This window comes from Aquitalea aquatilis, assembly GCF_005155025.1.
Taxonomy (GTDB): domain Bacteria; phylum Pseudomonadota; class Gammaproteobacteria; order Burkholderiales; family Chromobacteriaceae; genus Aquitalea; species Aquitalea aquatilis.
This window is the reverse complement of the sequence record NZ_CP039731.1, coordinates 34213-53344: the sequence shown is the minus strand read 5'-3', so window position 1 is coordinate 53344 and position 19132 is coordinate 34213. Positions and strand designations below refer to the sequence as shown.

Sequence of the window (19132 nt, the reverse complement as noted above, 5' to 3'; positions counted from 1 at the left end):
GACCATGCGTGTAACCATCATGAGCAAGACCCTGGGCGGACTGCTGTTGCTGTTGGCTGCCGGTTGCAGCCAGGCGGCGGATTGGTCGCTGGCAGATCTGATGCAGCAACTGGGCCAGAAAAAAGCCGGCACGGCCACCTTTGTCGAAAAGAAATACATCGCCATGCTGAAGCAGCCGCTGGAGTCCTCCGGCGAACTGGCCTTTACCGCGCCCGACCGGCTGGAAAAGCGCACGCTCAAGCCCAAGCCGGAAGGGGTGGTGCTGGAAGGCAACAAGCTGACGCTGGAGCGCAGCGATGGCCGCAAGATGAGCGTTAACCTGGCGGATCGTCCCGAAGTGTCGGCCTTTGTCGAAAGCGTGCGCGCCACCCTGTCTGGCGACCGCAGTGCGCTGGAGCGCTATTACAGTGCAGCCCTGTCCGGTGGCAGTGAGCAGTGGCAGCTCAATCTGACGCCGCTGCAGCCGCGCATGCAGAAGGTGATCAGCCAGATCCGCATCGCCGGTGGCCATGCCCAGGTGCGGACCATCGAATTCCTGCAGGCCGATGGCGACCGCTCGGAAATGACCATTACCAGCACCAGCGGCAAATAATGAAGATTCGCCTCCATAAACTGGCGCTGTGCTTGTGGCTGGCGGTGATGCTGGGCTCGGTGCTGGTAATCAGCCAGACCCGCTTTGTCGCCGACCTGTCCGCCTTCATGCCCAAGCTGCCCAGCGCACGCCAGCAGATGCTGATCGACCAACTGCGCGACGGTGCCATCGCCCGCATCGTGCTGGTGGGCATCGAGGGTGCGGACGAGGCCGAGCGCGGCCGGCTATCCCGCTTGCTGGTAGGCAAGCTGGCGCACAATCCGCGCTTTACCTCGGTACAGAACGGCGACCGCCAGACCCAGCAGCGCGATCAACGCTATTTCTTTGACAACCGCTACCTGCTCAGCCCGGCAGTGATGCCGCAGCGCTTCAGCGCGCCCGGTTTGCACGAGACCATTCAGGGCACGCTGGATGCCATGTCTGGCGATGCCGGGCTGATCGTCAAGAAAATCCTGCCCCGCGACCCCACGGGCGAAACCCTGCAAATCCTCGACCAGTTCATTGGTGAAAGCCAGCCTGCCAGCAGCGACGACATCTGGGTGTCGCGCGATGGCAAGCGGGCGGTGCTGCTGCTGCAACTGAGCGAATCGGGCTTGAATACCGATGCCCAGGCGGCCGCGCTGGAGGACGTGAAACAGGCCTTTGCCAGCCTGCCCGGCCGCCATGCTGACAGCCGGTTGGTGATGAGTGGCACCAGTGTCATTTCGGTGGCCTCGCGCAACATCATCCAGAGCGAGGTGGAGCGGCTGGCCATCATGGGCAGCCTGCTGGTGGTGGCGTTGTTGCTGCTGGTGTATCGCTCGTTGCCGCTGCTGCTGCTGGGGCTGATTCCGGTGGTATCCGGGGCGCTGGTGGGCATTGCCAGCGTCAGCCTGGGCTTTGGTCATGTGCATGGCCTGACGCTGGGCTTTGGCACCACGCTGATCGGCGAGGCGGTGGACTACTCGATCTACCTGTTCATCCAGCGCGCCGGCGGCAAGAACCCTTCCCATTTCTGGCGCACCATGCGGCTGGGCGTGCTGACCTCGGCCACCGGTTTTGCCGCCTTGATGTGCTCCAGCTTTCCCGGCCTGTCGCAGCTGGGCCTGTACTCCATCAGCGGCCTGCTGACGGCGGCGCTGGTCACCCGTTACATCCTGCCCGGACTGATGCCGCAGCAACTGAATCTGCGCGACTTGCACCGTCCGGGCCTGCTGTTGCAAAAGATTCTGGATGGTCTGACCCGGCTGCGCTGGCTGATGGCCGTGGCCTTGCTGGCGGCGGTGGCGGTGCTGGTCTTGCATCAGCAGGATATCTGGAACCGCCAGCTCAATGCCCTTAGCTCTACCTCGGCCGCACAGAACAAGCTGGATGCCGAACTGCGTGGCGACCTGGGCGGCAACGACATGCGCTATGTCGCCAGTTTCAGCGCACCGGATCAGCAAACTGCGCTGCAGCTGGCCGAGCGTAGCCGCGTAGTACTGCAGCAGCTGAGCCAGCAAAACATCATCGGCGGCTTCCATAGCCCGGACGAACTGCTGCCCAGCATCGCCACGCAGCGCGCACGTCAGGCCAGCCTGCCCACGCCGGCCGAGGCCGAGCGACGTTTGCGCCTGGCCTTGCAGGGCATGCCGCTGGAGGCGGATCAGTTATCGGGTTTCCTGGCTGATCTTGAGCGTGCCCGCACCCAGCCGCTGCTGCAGCGGCAAAGCCTGCAGGGCAGTGCGGCCAGCGTGTTGCTGGACTCCATGCTGATCCGCCGGGCTGACAGCTATCTGGTGTTGCTGCCGCTGAAGCCCGCCAGCGGGGAAACCATTGCCCTGGACAAGGTCAGGGCGGCGCTGGCGGCACAGCAGCTGGGCCAGGTGACGGTAATTGACCTCTTGGAAGAAACCACCGCCATTTTTGATAGCTACACGCACGAGGCGCTGTTGTTCTCCTCGCTGGGCAGCCTGGCCATCCTGCTGTTGCTGTGGGTGAGCTGCGGCTGGCGGCAGGCGGTGCGCGTCACTATTCCGCTGGGCTGCGCCGTGCTGTGCACGGTGGCCATTCTGGACGCCTGCGGCATCCAGCTGACCATATTGCATCTGGTAGGCCTGCTGCTGGTGGTGGCCATCGGCTCCAACTACGCGCTGTTCTTTGCTAACAAGCAGCAACTGGGCAGCGATGCCGAGCAGCGGCAGGTCGAGATATCGCTGGTGGTGGCCAATCTGGCCACTGTCACCAGCTTCGGCTTGCTGGGCAGTTCCAGCGTGCCGGTGCTGTCCTTCATTGGCAGTACGGTGGCGATTGGCGCGCTGCTGGCGCTGGTGTTTGCTGCCATGATGGCCAGGATAGGTCCCCGTGCGCTGCCTCGCTGATGCCTACCGCACGGATAGCCGCGCCGACACCCTGCTGGTGTTGTTGCCGCCAGCCAAAGCCAGCCTGGAAGACCTGCTGGCGCAGGGCATGGTGGCCGCCGTGCGCGAGCTGGGCCTGCCGCTGGATATCATGCTGGCCGATGTGGGCTATCAGCAGGTGATGGCAGGCACGGTGGCCAGCACGCTGCAGCAGGACGTCATCCTGCCGGCGCGGCAACAGGGCTATGCTGCCATCTGGCTGGCCGGTATTTCGCTGGGTGCCTTCAATGCCCTGCATTACGCTGCCGTGCATGGCGCGCAGCTGGCAGGCATCAAGCTGCTGGCACCCTATCCCGGTACGGCGGATATCCTGCAGGAAATCCGCGCGGCAGGTGGCCCGCAGCCCTGGGCGGCTGATCCGGATTGTTCCATGCAGGATGAGCGCCGCTGGTGGCACTGGCTGGCCATGTCGGGCGAGCGGGCTGGCTGCCCGCTATGGCTCAGCCTGGCCGCAGAGGACCGCTTTGCCGCCGGACAGGACATGCTGGCCAGCCTGTTGCCGCCGGCACAGGTCCGGCGCACCGCTGGTGATCACAGCTGGCCGGTGTGGCGCGAGCAGTGGCAGCACTGGCTGCTGCACGGGCCTTTGTCCGGCAAGCGACCCGCCCCCATGGAGTGCCGATGATGCCGCTGCGCCTTTCGCCCTTTCTGAAATGTTGCCTGGCCTTGCATGGTGTGGCGCTGCTGGCGCTGTGTGTCATGCCACAGCACTGGCTGGTGTTATTGCTGCTGCTGGTGTTGCTGCATGGCGTTATCGCCGTGGCCGGCTTGTTGCCGCGCTGCAGCCTGCTGGGGGCCAATCTGAGCCGGCTGCCAGCTGCGGCCATTCGCCGTGGCGAGGTGGCCATCACCATCGACGATGGTCCGGACCCGGCGGTGACGCCGGCGGTGCTGGATATCCTGCGCCAGTACGGGGTGAAGGCTACTTTTTTCTGTATTGGCGAACGGGCGGCACAGTATCCTGCGCTGTGCCGTCAGGCCGCGCTGGATGGCCATGCGGTGGAGAATCACGGCCAGCGCCATCGCAAGCATACATCGCTGTTTGGTGTGGCCGGATGGCGGCGCGAGGTAGGAGAGGGCCGGGCCACCTTGCAGGCCATTACCGGCCAATCCCCGCGTTTTTTCCGACCGATTGCAGGTCTGCGCAATCCCTTGCTCGACCCGGTGTTGCAGCGCGAGGGCTTGTTTCTTGCGAGCTGGACCCGGCGTGGCTATGATACGCGCGTCCAAGACCCCGAGCTGGTATACACCAGGCTCCTTCGCAATCTGGCGGCAGGCGATATACTGCTGCTGCACGATGGCAACGCCGCCCGCACCGCGGATGGCAAGCCGCTGATTCTGGCCGTACTGCCGCGCGTGCTGGAGGAGCTGGCCAGACGCAAGTTGCAGGCGGTCACACTGCCACAGGCATGCCAACCCGACTGACCGGTTGCTGCTGCCTGCCTTTTCGCTAACCCAAGCTGACTCGTCCTGTCGTTTATGCAAGCAATCAGACTTAGTGCCTATACCCTGACCTCTGCCCTGGGCAGCGGGTTGGACGCCCATCTTGCCGCCCTGCGTCAGCAACGTGGCGGCATCGTGAAAAAACGCTGGGAAACGGTGGATTTCGATGTCTGCATCGGCGAAGTGGCCGGTCTGGATGATGTGCGGCTACCGCCCGCGCTGCAGCACTACGACTGCCGCAACAACCGCCTGGCCCAGCTGGCACTGGAGCAGGATGGCTTTGTCGCCAGCGTGCAGGCAGCCGTGGCGCGCCATGGTGCCGGTCGTATCGGCGTTTTCCTGGGTTCCAGCACCTCGGGCATTCTCAGTTCGGAGCAGGCTTACCGGCAGCGCGATGCGCAAACGGGGGCCTTGCCGCCCGGGCATCGCTATCGCGAAACCCATAATGCCTATTCCGTGGCGGATTTTGTCCGGCATTTTTTCGGCCTGAGCGGCCCGGCCTGTGTGGTATCCACTGCCTGTTCCTCCAGCGCCAAGGTATTCGGTACCGCCCAGCGCATGCTGGCTGCCGGGCTGATCGATGCGGCCATTGTCGGCGGCGTGGACACCCTGTGCCTGACGACGATTTATGGCTTTTCCTCGCTGCAACTGGTGTCGCCCAACCCTTGTCGTCCTTTTGACGGCGAGCGTGACGGTATCTCAGTGGGCGAGGGCGCGGCCTACGCCTTGCTGGAGCGTGCCGAGCTGGCGCAGCCTGGCGACATCCTGTTTACCGGCATCGGTGAAAGCAGTGATGCCTATCATATGTCCTCGCCCCATCCGCAAGGTTTGGGTGCACGGGCGGCGATGGAGCAGGCCCTGAGCATGGCCGGCCTGCATGCCGCGGATATCGGCTATATCAATCTGCATGGCACGGCCACGCCCAGCAATGACGCGGCTGAAGGAGCGGCGGTGCTGTCGCTGTTCGGCCGGGAAACGCCTTGCAGCTCCACCAAGGGCCATACCGGCCATACCCTGGGCGCAGCTGGTGGCATCGAGGCGGTGTTCAGCGTACTGGCGCTGCGCGAAGGCTTGCTGCCTGGCGGTGTCGGCACCCGGCAGGTGGATGCGCAGTTGCCGTGCAACTACCTGCTGCAGACGCTGGAGCAGCCTTTGCAGCATGTCTTGAGCAATTCTTTCGGCTTTGGCGGCAGCAACTGCAGCCTGGTATTTTCGCGGGTGGGTGCATGAGTACGGTAACGGTTTTTCTGGATGGACTGAGCGTTCTTGGCCCGGGCATGCCTGACTGGAGCGCGGCGCAGCCCTGTCTGCAGGGGCAGCAAGCCTATGCGGCAGCCGAGGTGGTCTTGCCGCCGGCCCAGGCCCTGCCGGCGACCGAACGCAGAAGAGTGGGTGCGGCGGTCAAATTGTCGATGGCGGTGGGCCTGGCGGCTGTGGCGGATGCGGCGGCCGATGCCGCGCAATTGCCCAATATCTTCAGCTCCACCGGTGGTGATTGTGAAAATTGCCACACCCTGCTGGACGTGCTGGCTTCGGACGAGCGGCTGATTTCGCCCACCCGCTTTCATAATTCGGTACACAATGCGCCGGCCGGTTACTGGGGCATTGCCACCGGCTGTACTGCAGCGTCCACCAGCCTGTGCGCCTATGACGCCACCTTTGCCGCCGGTTTGCTGGAGTGCGCCACCCAGGCACTGAGCAGTCCTCAGCCCTGTCTGCTGGTGTCTTTTGATACGGCGTATCCAGAGCCGCTGTATGCGCAACGGCCGATTCCCTATCCGATGGGCGTGGGCATGCTGCTCAGCGCACAAGGCAGTGCCAGCAGCAAGGCCAGGCTGCAGCTGTCTTTCAGCCACGAGCCGGCGACCACCATGCCGGATGCCGGCCTGGAGCAGTTGCGCCTGAGCATTCCATCCGCCCGCAGCCTGCCCTTGTTGCAGCTGCTGGCTAGTGGGCAGCCCGGACGGGTGGTGATCGATTATCTGGATGACTGTCGCCTGGCCATCGAGGTGGCGGCATGATGGACCGCACGGCCATTGCTGCCCGTATTCCGCACCAGGGCAGCATGTGTCTGCTGGATGGGGTGGAGCGCTGGGATGATGAGCAAATCGTCTGTTTCAGCCACAGTCATCGGCTGGCAGACAATCCCTTGCGTGCGGCTGGCCGGCTTGGTATTGCCAATGCCATCGAATATGCCGCCCAGGCCATGGCCTTGCATGGCGCGCTGCTGGCTGGCGATGCCGCACCTGCCCGTGCCGGCTATCTGGCCAGTGTGCGCGAGCTGCGCTGGCACTGCCAGCAGCTGGATACACAGGATGCGGCCTTGTCCATCCACGTGCAGCGCCTGTCGGGCAATGCAATCACCGCCATGTATCAATTCGAACTGGCAGCTGCCGGCGCTGTGCTGGCAAGCGGCCGTCTCAGCGTGGTGCTGGATGCAGCCGCGCTGGCCCCCCGCCTTACTTCTTCCTGAGTCCTGCCATGAAACGAGCCCTTATTACCGGCGGTAGCGGTGCCATCGGTGCCGCCATCTGCCAGCGTCTGGCCAGCGATGGCTTCCATGTCATCATCCACGCCAACAGCAATCTGGCTGCCGCACAAAACCTGTGCCAGTCGCTGCTGGCCGAGGGCTACAGTGCCGAGGCGGTGCAGTTTGATGTGGCCGATGCCGCTGCCAGTCTGGCTGCGCTGGAAGGGCTGCTCGAGCAAGGCCCGGTGCAAGTGCTGGTGAACAATGCCGGCATACACGACGACGCCGTGTTCCCTGGCATGCAGGCGGCACAATGGCACAGGGTGATCGATGTTTCGCTGCATGGTTTCTTCAATGTCACCCAGCCCCTGACCATGCCGATGATCCGCACCCGCTGGGGGCGCATCATCAATATCACCTCGGTGGCGGCGCTGGCCGGCAATCGCGGTCAGACCAACTATGCGGCAGCCAAGAGTGCGCTGCACGGCGCGACCAAGTCGCTGGCACTGGAGCTGGCCAGCCGTGGCATTACCGTCAATGCGGTGGCGCCGGGGATTATCGAGTCGGCGATGAGCCAAGATGTGTTCGACAAGGACATGGTGGCACGGATGGTGCCGATGAAACGGGTAGGAAAACCGGAAGAAGTGGCCAGCCTGGTGGCGTTTCTGGCATCGGAACAGGCCGCCTATATCAGCGGCCAGGTCATTTCCATCAATGGCGGCATGCTGTAGCCAGCGGCAAGCGCACTGCGCTTGCCATGCTGCGCCCTATGGCTGGCCGTTGAGTTGCAATTGCGTGCGCGGCGTATAAGCCAGCGCGATCTCCAGCTTGGCTACTTCGCTATCCGCCACCTTGACCTGGGCATTCACCTGCACCAGCAAGGGGGCCACCTGGCGGCACTGGATGAAAAACTCCACTGCGCAATCCGGCAGCACTGCTTGCTTGAACCAGCAATTGCGCACGGCAGCCAGTACGCCGATTGAATCCTGCGGCAGCGTCTTGACGTATGGGTCGCCGGCCAGCAGGCCGGCTCCGGCAAATTGCGCCATCGACTCGATCAGCATCACACCCGGCACGATGGGCAGGCCGGGGAAATGTCCCTGGATCACTGCATTGTCGCGTGGCCAGCAGGCCGTGCCATGAAACTGGTGCGGCCCTTCGATGCACAGCTGCTCACACACGAAAATGGCCCCGCGATGCGGCAATATCTGCTGGATATCGTCGCGTTGCAGCAACATCGGGTAGTGGTAATCCTGCGTCATGCCGGGAGACGTCGTGCCACCAGCGAGGCATTGCTGCCGCCGAAGGCAAAGGAATTGGACATGATGGCCTCCACCTGGCAGCCATGCCGTGCGGTCAGCGGGATGAAGTCAAGGTCGCAGCGTGGATCAGGCGTTTCCAGCGTGGCGGTGGGCGGCAGCGAACCGCTGTTCATCGCCATCACCGCCAGGGCGAATTCCAGAATGCCGCTGGCACCGATCAGGTGACCATGCATGGACTTGGTCGAGCTGATGGCCAGCTGCTGCAGCGCATCACCAAACACGCTGCGGATGGATTCTGTTTCCACCACATCACCAGCCTCGGTGGCGGTGCCGTGGGCATTCAGGTACTGGATGTGCTGTGGTTGCAAGCCCGCATCTGCCAGCGCCTGTTGCATGGCAAAGACCTGTTCCGCACTGGAGGGGGCAGTCAGGTGGGCGGCGTCACTGCTGCGGCCATAACCGCACAACTCGGCCAGCGCCGGCTGTTGCCGGGCTTGGGCGCGTTCGGCACTTTCCAGCACGATGGCCGCGCCACCTTCGCCCAGCACGAAACCACTGCGGTCCTGTGAGAAGGGGCGGCAGCTACGCGCCGGGTTGGTCGCATGCGGCTTGGCCATCACGCGCAAGGCATTCCAGGCCAGCAGTGAGCCAGGCGTCAGCATGGCTTCGCATCCCACCACGATGGCGGCATCCAGATAGCCATCCCGGATGGCGTGGAAAGCCTCGCCAATGGCGATGGCGGAGGACGCACAGGCAACGGAATAGGTATTGCTGGGGCCGTTCAGGCCGTAAGTCATCGAAATGGCGGCGGCGGCGGCATTGGCCATCATGCGTGGCACCGACAGCGGATGGACCACGGTCGGATTGCGCTTGCCCTCGCTCTGGACTGCCGACTGAAAGCGCTCGTACAGGCCATCTACCGTATGGGCTCCACCAAAGCCGATGCCGACAAACACGCCGAAGCGGCGCGCATCGCTCGGCCGTGGCGTGATGCCTGCTGTGTTCATCGCCTCGCCCGCTGCCACCAGGGCAAACTGGCTGGCCCGGTCCAGCGCGGCATGTTTGGCCTCCAGCAAGGTGTGCGGCTCGGCGGCGGCGCGGGCCAGCAGCACGTTGGGCAGCCACTTGGCGATGTCGGCCGACGCCGGGCCGATGGCGCAATCGCCAGCCAGCGCACGGGCAAAGCTGCCGGGCAGGTCGGCACCCAGTGGGCTGATGGCACCCATGCCGGTAATCAGGACCTTGCTCAATTACTTGCCCGCCTCAAGACTGAACTCAGGCAGTTCGCCATTATTGTGCTCGCGAATGGCTTTTTCGATATCGTCCAGCATTTCGCGGAAAGCCATTTTCGGATAACGGCTGGGGTCGGGCAGCTGGAAACCGCAGCGATCTTCGATTTCGAACAACATCTCCACCATGTCCAGCGAATCCAGCCCCAGTGCAGATACTTGCAAGGCGGGGTCACTGAACAAAGCCGGATCCTTGGCCTTGGTATTGATCAGATAGTTCTTGATGATTTCTTCTAGCATAAGCATCCAGTCCAGAGCGTTGCGTGCACCAAAGGGGGCTGATTATATAGTAAAATCATGGCATCCGGGTCGGCTGATCCGGCGGTTTTACTGCGCTCTTATTCGCGGTCAATCCCTGCTGTATGGCGGCTGTGGCGATGTTAATACCATCGCCTTTATTATCCTGGCAAGAGTATGAATCCGTATTATCACCATGACCAATCCGGGCGGTGTGTTACTGCAAATTGAAAGTAAAGTTTAATCATGTCGTCCCGCTGTTTACGCCTGGGTCAGGTAATACTTTTTTATCTCATGTTGTCGTGGTTGGGCTCCATGCTGCTATTGGGTAATATCGCTGCCCTGCCATTGTTGCTGTTACCCGGGCGCTGGCGCCAGCCGCTGGTGCAATGGGTCATCAGCCGCATTTGCCGCTGCTTTCTGGCTGGTGCGCAGGCCTGTCGCCTGATGCAGCTGGATTTGCACGCGCTGGACCAGCTTAATCACCGCGGGCGCATGCTGCTGGTGCCCAATCATCCGAGCATGATCGATGCCTTTCTGGTGCTGTCGCGCGTGCCGCATGCGGTTTGCCTGATGAAAGCCAGTATCAGTTCCAATCTGTTTCTGGGGTGTGGGGCTTATCTGGCCGGATATGTTTCGAATCGTTATCCAGAACAGATGTTTCGCCAGGCAATTCAAACCATTCAGCAAGGCGGTGTGTTGATGATTTTCCCGGAAGGAACACGCACCACACGCCAGCCCGTTAATGATATTGGCGGTGCCGTTGCCCTGATTGCCAAAAAAGCGGCCGCCCCTTTGCAGACCATCCTGCTTACTACCAATTCAGCCTATTTGAGCAAGGGCTGGAAAATATGGAAGCCGCCCGCTTTTCCACTGATTTACCGCGCTGTGCCCGGCCAGCAATTCGAGGCATATGGCCGCCGTGATGAAACGGCGCGGCGGCTGCAGCAGTATTTCGAATCCTGTTTGCAAAATGGCTCCATTGATGCCTCGCTGCGTTTGTAGCACCCTCCGCGCATTCTTGACCTGGCCGGTGGCAATCGGCTATGGTCCTGCCCAATTCAAACATCATCGCTGTCATCCGGGCGATGAGCAGCCCGAATAGCCCGCCATGCCCATACCTTCGACCACCCATGTGGTGCTGATCCCCAGTTATAACCCCGGCCCCAAGGTGTTCGACACCGTGCGCGCTGCGCGCCGGCAATGGTCGCCGGTGTGGGTGATCGTCGATGGCAGTGATGATGGCTCGGAGCAGGGGCTGCGGGCGATGGCCGCGCAGGATGACGGCTTGCGGGTCTTTGTTCTGCCGCAGAACAGCGGCAAGGGGGCGGCGGTGCTGCACGGCCTGGAAGAGGCCACTCGGCTGGGTTTTACCCATGTGCTGTGCATGGACTCGGATGGCCAGCACCCGGTGGAGCAGATTCCCGCCTTCATGGCAGCGTCGCAGCAGCAGCCCGGGGCCATGGTGCTGGGCGTGCCGGTATTCGACGCCAGCGCACCCAGCCTGCGGGTAAAGGGGCGCAAGATATCCAACTGGTGGGCCAATCTGGAAACACTGTGGATGGGCATTGGCGACTCGCTGTTTGGCTTCCGGGTCTATCCGGTGGCTCCCTTGCGCCGCATCATGCAGCGCCAGCACTGGATGCGGCGTTTTGATTTCGATCCCGAAGCCGTGGTGCGGCTGTGCTGGGCTGGCGTCGCGCCGGTGAATCTGCCGGCGCCGGTGAAATATTTCCAGGCAGGGGAGGGCGGCGTGTCGCATTTCAATTACTGGCGTGACAACCGCTTGCTGACCTGGATGCATATCCGGCTGATGTTCGGTTTTGCCCTGCGCTTGCCGGTGTTGCTGTTACAACGCCTGCGTCGGCCATCTTGATGCTGCGCGGCTGTCCTTCGGCCGGCAGGGCTGCGGCCATTGGCCCGGCTGTCGTGCATGGCTTCGTCTTGCCAGGCAAGCGGCGGCTGGGTTTCCCGACAGATCAATCATCCTGAGCCATGTCCCTTCCCTTGATGCTTACCCATCTGCTGCTGGAGCGCTTCACGCCCGCAGTGCTGCCGCGCCAGCCGGAACCGCAGGCGCTGATGGTGGAATCCGGCCAGGTGGCTTCCTTCATGAACAGCGGCCGGGCCGACGGCATGCTGAACTATCTTTATCTGTTTCATGCGGTGATGGCGCTGCCGCTGATCCGGCCGGGTGATGTGGTGTTTGATCTGGCCTGCGGGCCGGCCAATCAGTTGCTGAAAATGGCGGCGCTGCATCCCGACGCCAGCTTTGTCGGCATCGATGCCTCGCTGCCGATGCTGCAGCAGGCCGAGGCGAATATCGCGGCGGCCGGCATGCATAATATCCGCTTGCAACAAGCGGACATCAGCCAGCTGGATGGCGTGGGCCGGGCCGCAGCGGATTGCGTGCTGTGCACCATGTCGCTGCACCATCTGGCGGATACCGGACAATTGGCGCAGACCATGCAGCAGCTGCGGCGCATCCTGCGTCCGGATGGCGGGGTTTACCTGGCCGATTTTGGCCGTCTCAAGCGTGCGGCTACCCAGCGTTTCTTTGCTTACGACCGGGCAGCACAGCAATCGGCGCAGTTCACCGAGGATTTTCTCAATTCGATGCGTGCAGCCTTCAGTCTGGACGAGTTGCGCCAGGGCGCTGCCTTGCTAGGCGAGGCACTGTACTGCCATCAGACCGCCGTCGCCCCGTTCCTGGTGCTGTTGCGCTCGCCCCCCCGTCGCAGTGTCGATGCCGCGCTGGCTCAGCGGGCGGCGGCCGCCTATCGCGACCTGAGCCCGCTGGAACAGCGCGACTTCAATAATCTGGCCCGCTGGTTCCGGCTGGGTGGCTTGTCCCTGCCTTGTGCGCTGCCAGCGGGTGGCCGCTCAGATGCGGCTGATCACGCGGTCGGCCGGCAGGCGTGACTTGGGCAGCTGCGCATTGAAGTCGCTGCCGCTGCGATAGCCCAGGGCCACGATGACGGCGCTGGTATAGCCCATGGCACGCAGGCCCAGTTCTTCATCCAGCACTTTCTGGTCGAAGCCTTCAATCGGGCAGGCGTCGATTTGCAGGGCGGCTGCGCCCAGCAGCAGGGTGCCTGCCGCCAGATAAACCTGTTTTTCTATCCAGTGGTGGGCATCGCGCAATTCGAAGCGGTGCATGTTGACGAAGTGTGAACGGCCACGATGCTGGCCGGCGCGGGCTTCGGCATTGGCAAAACGGCCGTCGGCTTCTTCCTGCTGCAGCAGTGTTTCCAGATAGGCATCATCGATGCTGGCGCGGCTGCACAGTACCACCACGTGCGAGGCGTTCAGTACCTTGGCTTCATTGAAGGCGTAGGTGCCGCTGGTAGCCTTGGCCACGCGGGCTTTGCCTTCCGGGCTACCGGCAATGAAAAAGTGCCAGGGCTGCGAGTTGGTGGACGAGGGGCTGAAGCGCAGCAGGGTTTCGATCTGTTCGACCTGTTGTGCGCTCAGCTGGCGGCTGGGGTCGAAGGCCTTGGTGGTGTAGCGGGTCTGGGCCAGGTCGGCAATATTCATCATGACTCCTTGCTTGCAGGTGAGGGTGTGTGTTGATGTTCGCCATTATCAAGCAAGCGCCCGCCGCGAATAAGCAGCAGGCGTGGCAAGCAGTTTCATTTTATTTTTGAAAATACAAGGTTTCCAATTGCGATTGTCATGATGGGTGTGCAAATGACGGGGCCAGCGTCGTCGCCCCTGTGAGAGCGACGACATGGTTCTTAAGCGGTTGCGGGCAGTTGTTCGCGCTGCACTTGCTCGATCAACCACTGGCTGAGCTGCTGGCTGGCCTGCCCGGCATGGTGGGCATCATGGCAGGCCGCATGCCATTGCCGCACCTGCTCGGGCACATCGGGCTGGCGCTGCAGGAAATGGTGCAGCGGACAGTCGGCCAGCGCTGGCCGGGCGGCGGCCTGCGAGGGCTGGGCATACAGCCAGTGCTGGGCCAGTGCGCCCAGATAGCTGCTGATGTGGCCGGTTGTGGTGGGTAGCTGGAACTGCGCTTGCCATTGAATGAAGCTGGCTTGCGCCATCGGCCGGGCCAGGCAGTAGCCCTGTCCCAGCGTGGCCCCCAGGATGCAGGCTGCTTCCAGCATGCCGATGTCTTCCAGCCCTTCCACCACCACTTGTCGTTCCAGATCTTGCCCCAGCTGCAGGATGGCGCGTATCAGCGCCAGGCTGGTCAGCGGGGTCTTGCGCAGGTTCAGCGTCAGGCTCTGGTCGATCTTGACCGTGTCAAAGGGCAGGGCGCTCAGCCTTTGCAGACTGCTATAGCCGGAACCCAGGTCATCCATCACCAGCTTGACGCCGGTCTGGCGCAGCCGCTCGATGGCACGGTCCTGCTCGTGCGGGGCGATGTCGGCGGTTTCCAGCAATTCCAGGCTCAGCCGCTCGGCGGCCACGCCATGGCGGGCCAGGGCCTCGGCCACCCAGCGCGGGCAGTCCTCGTCCTGCAGGGTGCAGGGGGCGATGTTCAGCGAGATGTCGATGTCCAGGCCGTGGCCATCCAGTTCGGCCAGCTGGGTCAGCGCCTTGTCCAGCCCCAGGCGGAACAGATGGTCGAGGTCGGCATCGCCCAGCAGGGGCAGGAAGACGCCGGGGCTGACAATCTGCCCGTCTTCCCTGATCAGCCTGGCCAGCGCTTCCACTTTCACTACCTTGCCCAGCTTGAGGTCGACCAGCGGTTGCAGATACAGGGTGAGGCCGCCGGCAAACAGCCGTTCGCGCAGGGCGATGGCCAGGTTTTGCTGGATGGCGGCTGCCGGTTTGGTGCAGGCGGCCAGGATCAGCTCCCAGCGGTGTTGCAGGCCCAGGGCAAACTGCTGCATGGTGGCTGATTCAAACTGGTTGGGATAGGCGCCGAACAGGCTGATGACGGCCACGGTCAGCCCGTCCTGGTTGCGCACCGGAATGCTCATGCTGGAGCGTATCTGTACCGCGCCGGCCTGCTGGTGCCAGCTGGCGTAGCGCGGGTCATTGCCATAGGAGGCCGAGCTACAGATGCGGCCGCTGCGCCAGGCGACCGCGCTCAGTCCCTGGCCGCGTGGCGAATTGGGGTCGACCACGGCTTCCGAACCCGGTCGCTGCAACAGATCGGCCACGAACTGGCCTAGTGGGCCGCGGCTGTTTTCCGGCACGAAAACGCCATCGGACATCAGGCGCATCAGCAATACCGCCTGCACGCCGGGCAGTTTGCCCAGTTGCTCCAGCTCGCTGCCGACGGCATCGGTCCACAGCGTGCCCTGGTGCGGCATGGGCAGCGACAGGCTTTCCAGATACGCGCTTTGTACCTGTGCGGCGGCTTCCAGCTGGGCGTGCAGTTGTTCCTGCAGCCGGCTGTCGATGATTTCCAGCAGCCGGTAGCGCTGGCGTATCGGCAGCAGGGTGATGTTCAGCTGTTCGCTGAAATGGCTGCGGAACAGCTCCACGCTGTGTACCAGCAAGGCCGGGGTGACGCCGACCAGGCTGTGGATGCGGCCCAGTTGCCGGCTGTCGTGACGGATCTGTGCTGCCTGGCGCTCCGGTGACAGCACCTGTAGCAGAAAGTCGCGATGGGCACGCTGCAGCTGTTCCAGCTCCGCCGCTTGCAGGCTGGCGAGGATGGCCAGTGCTTCGTGGGCCGGCCGGTTCTGCTGGTAAAAGCGGCTGATGTACAGCTCGGTGGCGCGGCTGATCAGGCTGGCGGACTTGTGCAGCAGCTGGCTGGCCTCTGCGCCATAGAGTTCGAAATGGCTGCTCTCCTCGGCGTGATAGCCGGCCTCGTCCGCCACCATGCGCCACCAGCGCTGGCGGGTGGGTTTGTGTTGCTTGGCCTGATACATGGCGGCATCGGCCTGGCGCATCAGGGCATCCGGTTCGATGCCGTCATGCGGATAGAGCGCGATGCCCACCGTCATGCCGACTTCCGCCTCGATGCCGGCATCCAGCACAAATGGCGCTTCCACGGCCTGGTGCAGCCGCTGCAAGGCGGTTTCCAGTTGTTGCAGGGCGGCTTCTTCCTGCAGGTCTTCCATGATGACCACGAACTCATCACCGCCCAGGCGGGCGACAAAGTCGGTTTTGCGCAGCAGGGCCTGCAGGCGATGCGCCAGTTCCTTGAGCAAAAGGTCGCCCGCCTCATGCCCCCAGGTGTCGTTGACCGGTTTGAAGTCATCCAGATCGATCATGCACACCGCCACCAGCTTCTCGCTGCGCTGGGCACGCGCCAGCGCGGCTGCCAGGTGGCGGGTGAGGGCAAAGCGGTTGGGCAATGCAGTCAGCCAGTCGTGATGGGCGGCATTGATGATCAGCTCTTCATTGTGCTTGCGCTCGGTAATGTCCTGATTGGTGCCGATGGCGCGCAGGGCCTGGCCCTGCTCGTTGCGCGCCACCACCTTGCCGGTACAGCGGATCCAGGTCCAGCCGCCACTGGCGTTGCGATAGCGGAATTCCTGCTGGAAGCGCGCCTCGCTGCCACGCAACACGGCCGTGCAGGACTGGTAAACCTTTGGCAAATCGTCCGGATGCACGTTGGCGAACATGGTGGTGGCCCTGCGCTGTAGCGCCTGTTCGGGATAGCCCAGCATGCGTGCCCAGCGGGCATCGATACTGACGTAATCCTGCAGGATGTCCATGTCCCACAGCGACAGCCGCGAGGCGTCCAGTGCCAGCGACAGCTGTTCGTTGGCCTGTTGCAAAGCCAGTTCCATGGCCTTGCGATCGGCAATATCGGTGTAGGACACCACAAAGCCCTGAACGGCACCGGCCGAGTCGTACAGCGCATTGCAGTGCAGCATGGCGATGACGCTGCGGCCATCGCTGGCGATGCGGCGCACCTCGCCCTGAAACGGCAGCGCGACATTCGGTCCACAGCCAAAACCGCCATCGTGCAGCCCGTCCGGTGCATCCGCGGGAATGATGATATTGATGGATTGCCCGTTGAGGGCGGCACTGTCATGACCGAACAGCCGGCAAAACGCCGGATTGGCATAATCAATGTGGCCCTGGGGGTCGAGGATGGCAAAGGCTTGCGAGCTTTGTTGCAAGGCTTGCTGGAAATTGGGCGCGGTCATGGTGTGGTCCTGCAGCCGGTGTCATGGCCACCCGGCTGACAGCAAATAACTTGTCGTGTGCCGGCTTGCTGCGCGGCACTGTGGCTGATTTTACCCCAAACCATTGGCATTGCCGCCGGCCATGCCAGGGCAAATGGTGGCAAAGACGCAAAAAGCGGGCTTCTGTGTCGGCACGGCAATCGCTATCATGCTGCTTTTGCTCGACCTGAAACGACCGGCCCACCCGGTCGCGTTGCGAGCCACTGCCAGGACACCCCATGAGTACTGCACACCAAGCACTGATCCACGCCCTGCCCAAGGCCGAACTGCACCTGCATATCGAGGGCAGTCTGGAACCGGAACTGATGTTCCACCTGGCCGCGCGCAACGGCATACAGCTGCCCTATCCCACGGTAGAGGCGCTGCGGGCGGCCTATGATTTTGACAATCTGCAATCCTTTCTCGACCTCTACTACGCCGGTGCCGGGGTATTGCAGACCGAGCAGGATTTCTACGAGCTGACCTGGGCTTATCTCTTGCGCTGCCGTGACGACCATGTCGTTCACACCGAAATCTTCTTCGATCCGCAAACCCATACCGCGCGCGGCATTGCCTTTGCCACGGCTTATCAGGGTATACGGCGTGCGCTGGACGATGCCCGGACGCAGTTAGGCATCAGTTCGCGGCTGATCATGTCGTTTTTGCGCCATCTGAGCGAAGAAGACGGTTTTGCCGTGCTAGAGGCGGCGCGGCCCTTCCTCGCCGGGATTGACGGTTTCGGCCTGGACTCCAGTGAAGTGGGTCACCCGCCGTCCAAGTTTGCCCGGCTGTTTGCTGCCTGCCATGCGCTGGGCCTGCCTTGCGTGGCGCATGCCGGCGAAGAAGGCCCGCCGTCTTATGTGTGGGAGGCGCTGGACCTGCTCAAGGTCTGCCGTATCGACCACGGTGTGCGGGCGCTGGAAGACGCGGCACTGGTGGCACGGCTGGTGGCCGAGCGCATGCCGCTGACGGTGTGTCCGTATTCCAATATCAAGCTGCGGGTGTTCGATCAGCTCAAGGATCACAATCTGCGCCAGCTCTTGCAGGCCGGGCTGTGCGCCACGGTGAATTCGGACGATCCGGCCTACTTTGGCGGCTATGTACAGGAAAACTATCTGGGCTGCGCACGCGAACTGGGCCTGAGCAAGGCTGAAATTGTTCAGCTATGCCAGAACGGTTTCGAGGCCAGCTGGCTGTCGCCAGCGGACAAGGCGCACTGGCTGGCGGAGTGCGCGCGCATTGCCGCCGGCTTTGCCGACGCGGTTTAGGAAACCAGACCGGCAGCCAGCTGGCGGGTCAGTTCGCCCGCCGCAATCGCCTGGCAGCCGCTGGCATTCTGGCCGCACCACAGCGGGCTGAAGTCGTCGCGGCCCAGTGCTTCCGCTGCCGCGCGCAAGGGAGCCAGCGCGGCGGAGGCCAGTGGAAAGGCCGGTGCTGCCGGATGACGCGGGCCAAGCTCACGCATCAGGCGGTTGACGATGCCGCGTGCCGGCCGGCCGCTGTAGAGCGTGGTCAGGGCGGTGTGCGCCGCCGCCGGGCTGCACAGTGCCGCACGGTGCAGGGCGCTGGTGTCGGCCTCCGGACACAGCAGATAGGCCGTGCCCACTTGCACGCCCGCCGCCCCCAGCCGCATGGCAGCCGCCACCCCGGTGGCATCGGCAATCCCGCCTGCGGCGATCACCGGAATGTTCACCGCCTGCACAATCTGCGGCAGCAGGGCAAAGCTGCCCAGCTGGTCGTCCAGATCCTCATGCAGAAACATGCCGCGATGGCCACCGGCTTCCAGACCCTGCGCGATTACGGCATCGGCACCATGGGCCTCCAGCCAGCGGGCTTCGGCCACCGTGGTGGCGCTGGACAATACTTTGGCACCAGTGGCCTTGACCTGTTGCAGCAAGGCCGGGGCCGGCAGGCCAAAGTGAAAACTCACCAGCGCAGGGCGGTAGTGGCTGACCATATCCGCCATTTCCTGATTGAAGGGCAAGCGCCCTGCGCCACCAGCCGCCGCCAGATGGATGCCCAGTTCCTGATAGAAGGGCGCCAGCAGCGCCTGCCAGCCGGCCAGGGCGGCCGGGTCGTCTGCCGGGGGCTGATGGCAGAAAAAATTGAGGTTGTACGGCTGCCGGCCCAGTTGCTGCAGTGTTTCCAGCTCTTGCCGCAACTGGCTGCTGGAAAGCATGGCGGCCGGCAGCGAACCCACGCCACCGGCCTGGCTGACTGCTATGGCCAGCCGGCTACCCTGCACGCCAGCCATCGGGGCCTGGATGATGGAAAAGGGAATGTCCAGCCATTGCGCCAGCGTCATGTTCTGTCCTAGTCGGGTTGGGTAGAAACAGCAGCATAGGCCAGCCAGCCCGGCTTGAACATGCTGCTTGA

Annotated in this window: 18 protein-coding genes; 12 read left to right on the top strand and 6 right to left on the bottom strand. The window is 63.2% G+C overall.

Annotated features, from left to right (window positions below):
* The first annotated feature begins 4 nt into the window (after window positions 1-4).
* Genes FAZ30_RS00250 through fabG form a run of 8 tightly spaced genes read left to right on the top strand, consistent with a single transcriptional unit; the run spans window position 5 to window position 7614 of the window.
* Window positions 5-592: a LolA-related protein gene (locus FAZ30_RS00250; protein ID WP_137008250.1), complete on the top strand. Its 588-nt coding sequence runs from the start codon at window positions 5-7 to the stop codon at window positions 590-592.
* Window positions 592-2931, top strand: coding sequence for an MMPL family transporter (locus tag FAZ30_RS00245; protein WP_137008248.1), 2340 nt, complete (start codon window positions 592-594; stop codon window positions 2929-2931). The genes FAZ30_RS00250 and FAZ30_RS00245 overlap by 1 nt, the downstream gene beginning before the upstream one ends.
* Window positions 2915-3595 (top strand): type 1 periplasmic-binding domain-containing protein, encoded by a 681-nt coding sequence (locus FAZ30_RS00240; RefSeq protein ID WP_137008246.1) that lies wholly within the window; start codon window positions 2915-2917, stop codon window positions 3593-3595. The genes FAZ30_RS00245 and FAZ30_RS00240 overlap by 17 nt, the downstream gene beginning before the upstream one ends.
* A complete protein-coding gene (locus FAZ30_RS00235) occupies window positions 3592-4395 on the top strand; it encodes a polysaccharide deacetylase family protein (protein WP_137008244.1) in 804 nt (267 codons plus the stop codon). Before FAZ30_RS00240 ends, FAZ30_RS00235 begins: the two co-directional genes overlap by 4 nt.
* 54 nt (window positions 4396-4449) lie before the next feature.
* Window positions 4450-5643, top strand: coding sequence for a beta-ketoacyl-[acyl-carrier-protein] synthase family protein (locus tag FAZ30_RS00230; protein ID WP_124644869.1), 1194 nt, complete (start codon window positions 4450-4452; stop codon window positions 5641-5643).
* Window positions 5640-6434, top strand: coding sequence for a beta-ketoacyl synthase chain length factor (locus FAZ30_RS00225; protein ID WP_124644870.1), 795 nt, complete (start codon window positions 5640-5642; stop codon window positions 6432-6434). Before FAZ30_RS00230 ends, FAZ30_RS00225 begins: the two co-directional genes overlap by 4 nt.
* Complete coding sequence (locus tag FAZ30_RS00220; protein WP_124644871.1) at window positions 6431-6886, top strand: hotdog family protein; 456 nt, start codon at window positions 6431-6433, stop codon at window positions 6884-6886. Before FAZ30_RS00225 ends, FAZ30_RS00220 begins: the two co-directional genes overlap by 4 nt.
* 8 nt (window positions 6887-6894) lie before the next feature.
* Window positions 6895-7614 (top strand): 3-oxoacyl-ACP reductase FabG, encoded by a 720-nt coding sequence (fabG, locus tag FAZ30_RS00215; RefSeq protein WP_137008242.1) that lies wholly within the window; start codon window positions 6895-6897, stop codon window positions 7612-7614.
* 36 nt (window positions 7615-7650) lie between these two features.
* Here the strand turns inward: fabG and FAZ30_RS00210 are convergent, their stop codons facing one another.
* From FAZ30_RS00210 to FAZ30_RS00200, 3 genes are read right to left on the bottom strand one after another with little or no spacing between them, the layout of a single operon-like run.
* Window positions 7651-8145: a 3-hydroxyacyl-ACP dehydratase FabZ family protein gene (locus FAZ30_RS00210; protein WP_124644873.1), complete on the bottom strand. Its 495-nt coding sequence runs from the start codon at window positions 8143-8145 to the stop codon at window positions 7651-7653.
* Window positions 8142-9395 carry a beta-ketoacyl-[acyl-carrier-protein] synthase family protein gene (locus FAZ30_RS00205; protein ID WP_124644874.1) on the bottom strand — a complete coding sequence of 418 codons (1254 nt, stop codon included), beginning with the start codon at window positions 9393-9395 and terminating at the stop codon, window positions 8142-8144. Before FAZ30_RS00205 ends, FAZ30_RS00210 begins: the two co-directional genes overlap by 4 nt.
* Window positions 9396-9674: an acyl carrier protein gene (locus FAZ30_RS00200; RefSeq protein WP_124644875.1), complete on the bottom strand. Its 279-nt coding sequence runs from the start codon at window positions 9672-9674 to the stop codon at window positions 9396-9398. It lies immediately after the preceding gene.
* A gap of 456 nt (window positions 9675-10130) precedes the next feature.
* Between FAZ30_RS00200 and FAZ30_RS00195 the strand changes: the two genes are divergently transcribed.
* The 3 genes from FAZ30_RS00195 to FAZ30_RS00185 all read left to right on the top strand — a co-directional run bounded on the left by FAZ30_RS00195 (window position 10131) and on the right by FAZ30_RS00185 (window position 12593).
* The gene (locus tag FAZ30_RS00195) at window positions 10131-10676 is read left to right on the top strand and encodes a lysophospholipid acyltransferase family protein (protein WP_233578600.1); all 546 of its coding nucleotides are present in this window, start codon (window positions 10131-10133) and stop codon (window positions 10674-10676) included.
* 106 nt (window positions 10677-10782) lie between these two features.
* A complete protein-coding gene (locus FAZ30_RS00190; RefSeq protein WP_137008240.1) occupies window positions 10783-11547 on the top strand; it encodes a glycosyltransferase family 2 protein in 765 nt (254 codons plus the stop codon).
* Between the two features lie 119 nt (window positions 11548-11666).
* Complete coding sequence (locus FAZ30_RS00185) at window positions 11667-12593, top strand: class I SAM-dependent methyltransferase (RefSeq protein WP_137008238.1); 927 nt, start codon at window positions 11667-11669, stop codon at window positions 12591-12593.
* Here FAZ30_RS00185 and nfsB read toward each other — a convergent pair.
* Both nfsB and FAZ30_RS00175 read right to left on the bottom strand, forming a co-directional pair.
* Entirely contained in the window at window positions 12555-13211 is a 657-nt protein-coding gene (gene nfsB, locus FAZ30_RS00180) for an oxygen-insensitive NAD(P)H nitroreductase (protein ID WP_246043386.1), read from the bottom strand. The genes FAZ30_RS00185 and nfsB overlap by 39 nt on opposite strands.
* Before the next feature lie 197 nt (window positions 13212-13408).
* Entirely contained in the window at window positions 13409-16738 is a 3330-nt protein-coding gene (locus FAZ30_RS00175; protein ID WP_137008236.1) for an EAL domain-containing protein, read from the bottom strand.
* Window positions 16739-16995: 257 nt separating this feature from the next.
* Here FAZ30_RS00175 and FAZ30_RS00170 point away from each other — a divergent pair, with 257 nt between their 5' ends.
* Complete coding sequence (locus FAZ30_RS00170; RefSeq protein ID WP_137008234.1) at window positions 16996-18024, top strand: adenosine deaminase; 1029 nt, start codon at window positions 16996-16998, stop codon at window positions 18022-18024.
* Here the strand turns inward: FAZ30_RS00170 and FAZ30_RS00165 are convergent.
* Entirely contained in the window at window positions 18021-19061 is a 1041-nt protein-coding gene (locus FAZ30_RS00165) for an NAD(P)H-dependent flavin oxidoreductase (protein ID WP_137008231.1), read from the bottom strand. The genes FAZ30_RS00170 and FAZ30_RS00165 overlap by 4 nt on opposite strands.
* Between the last annotated feature and the right edge of the window lie 71 nt (window positions 19062-19132).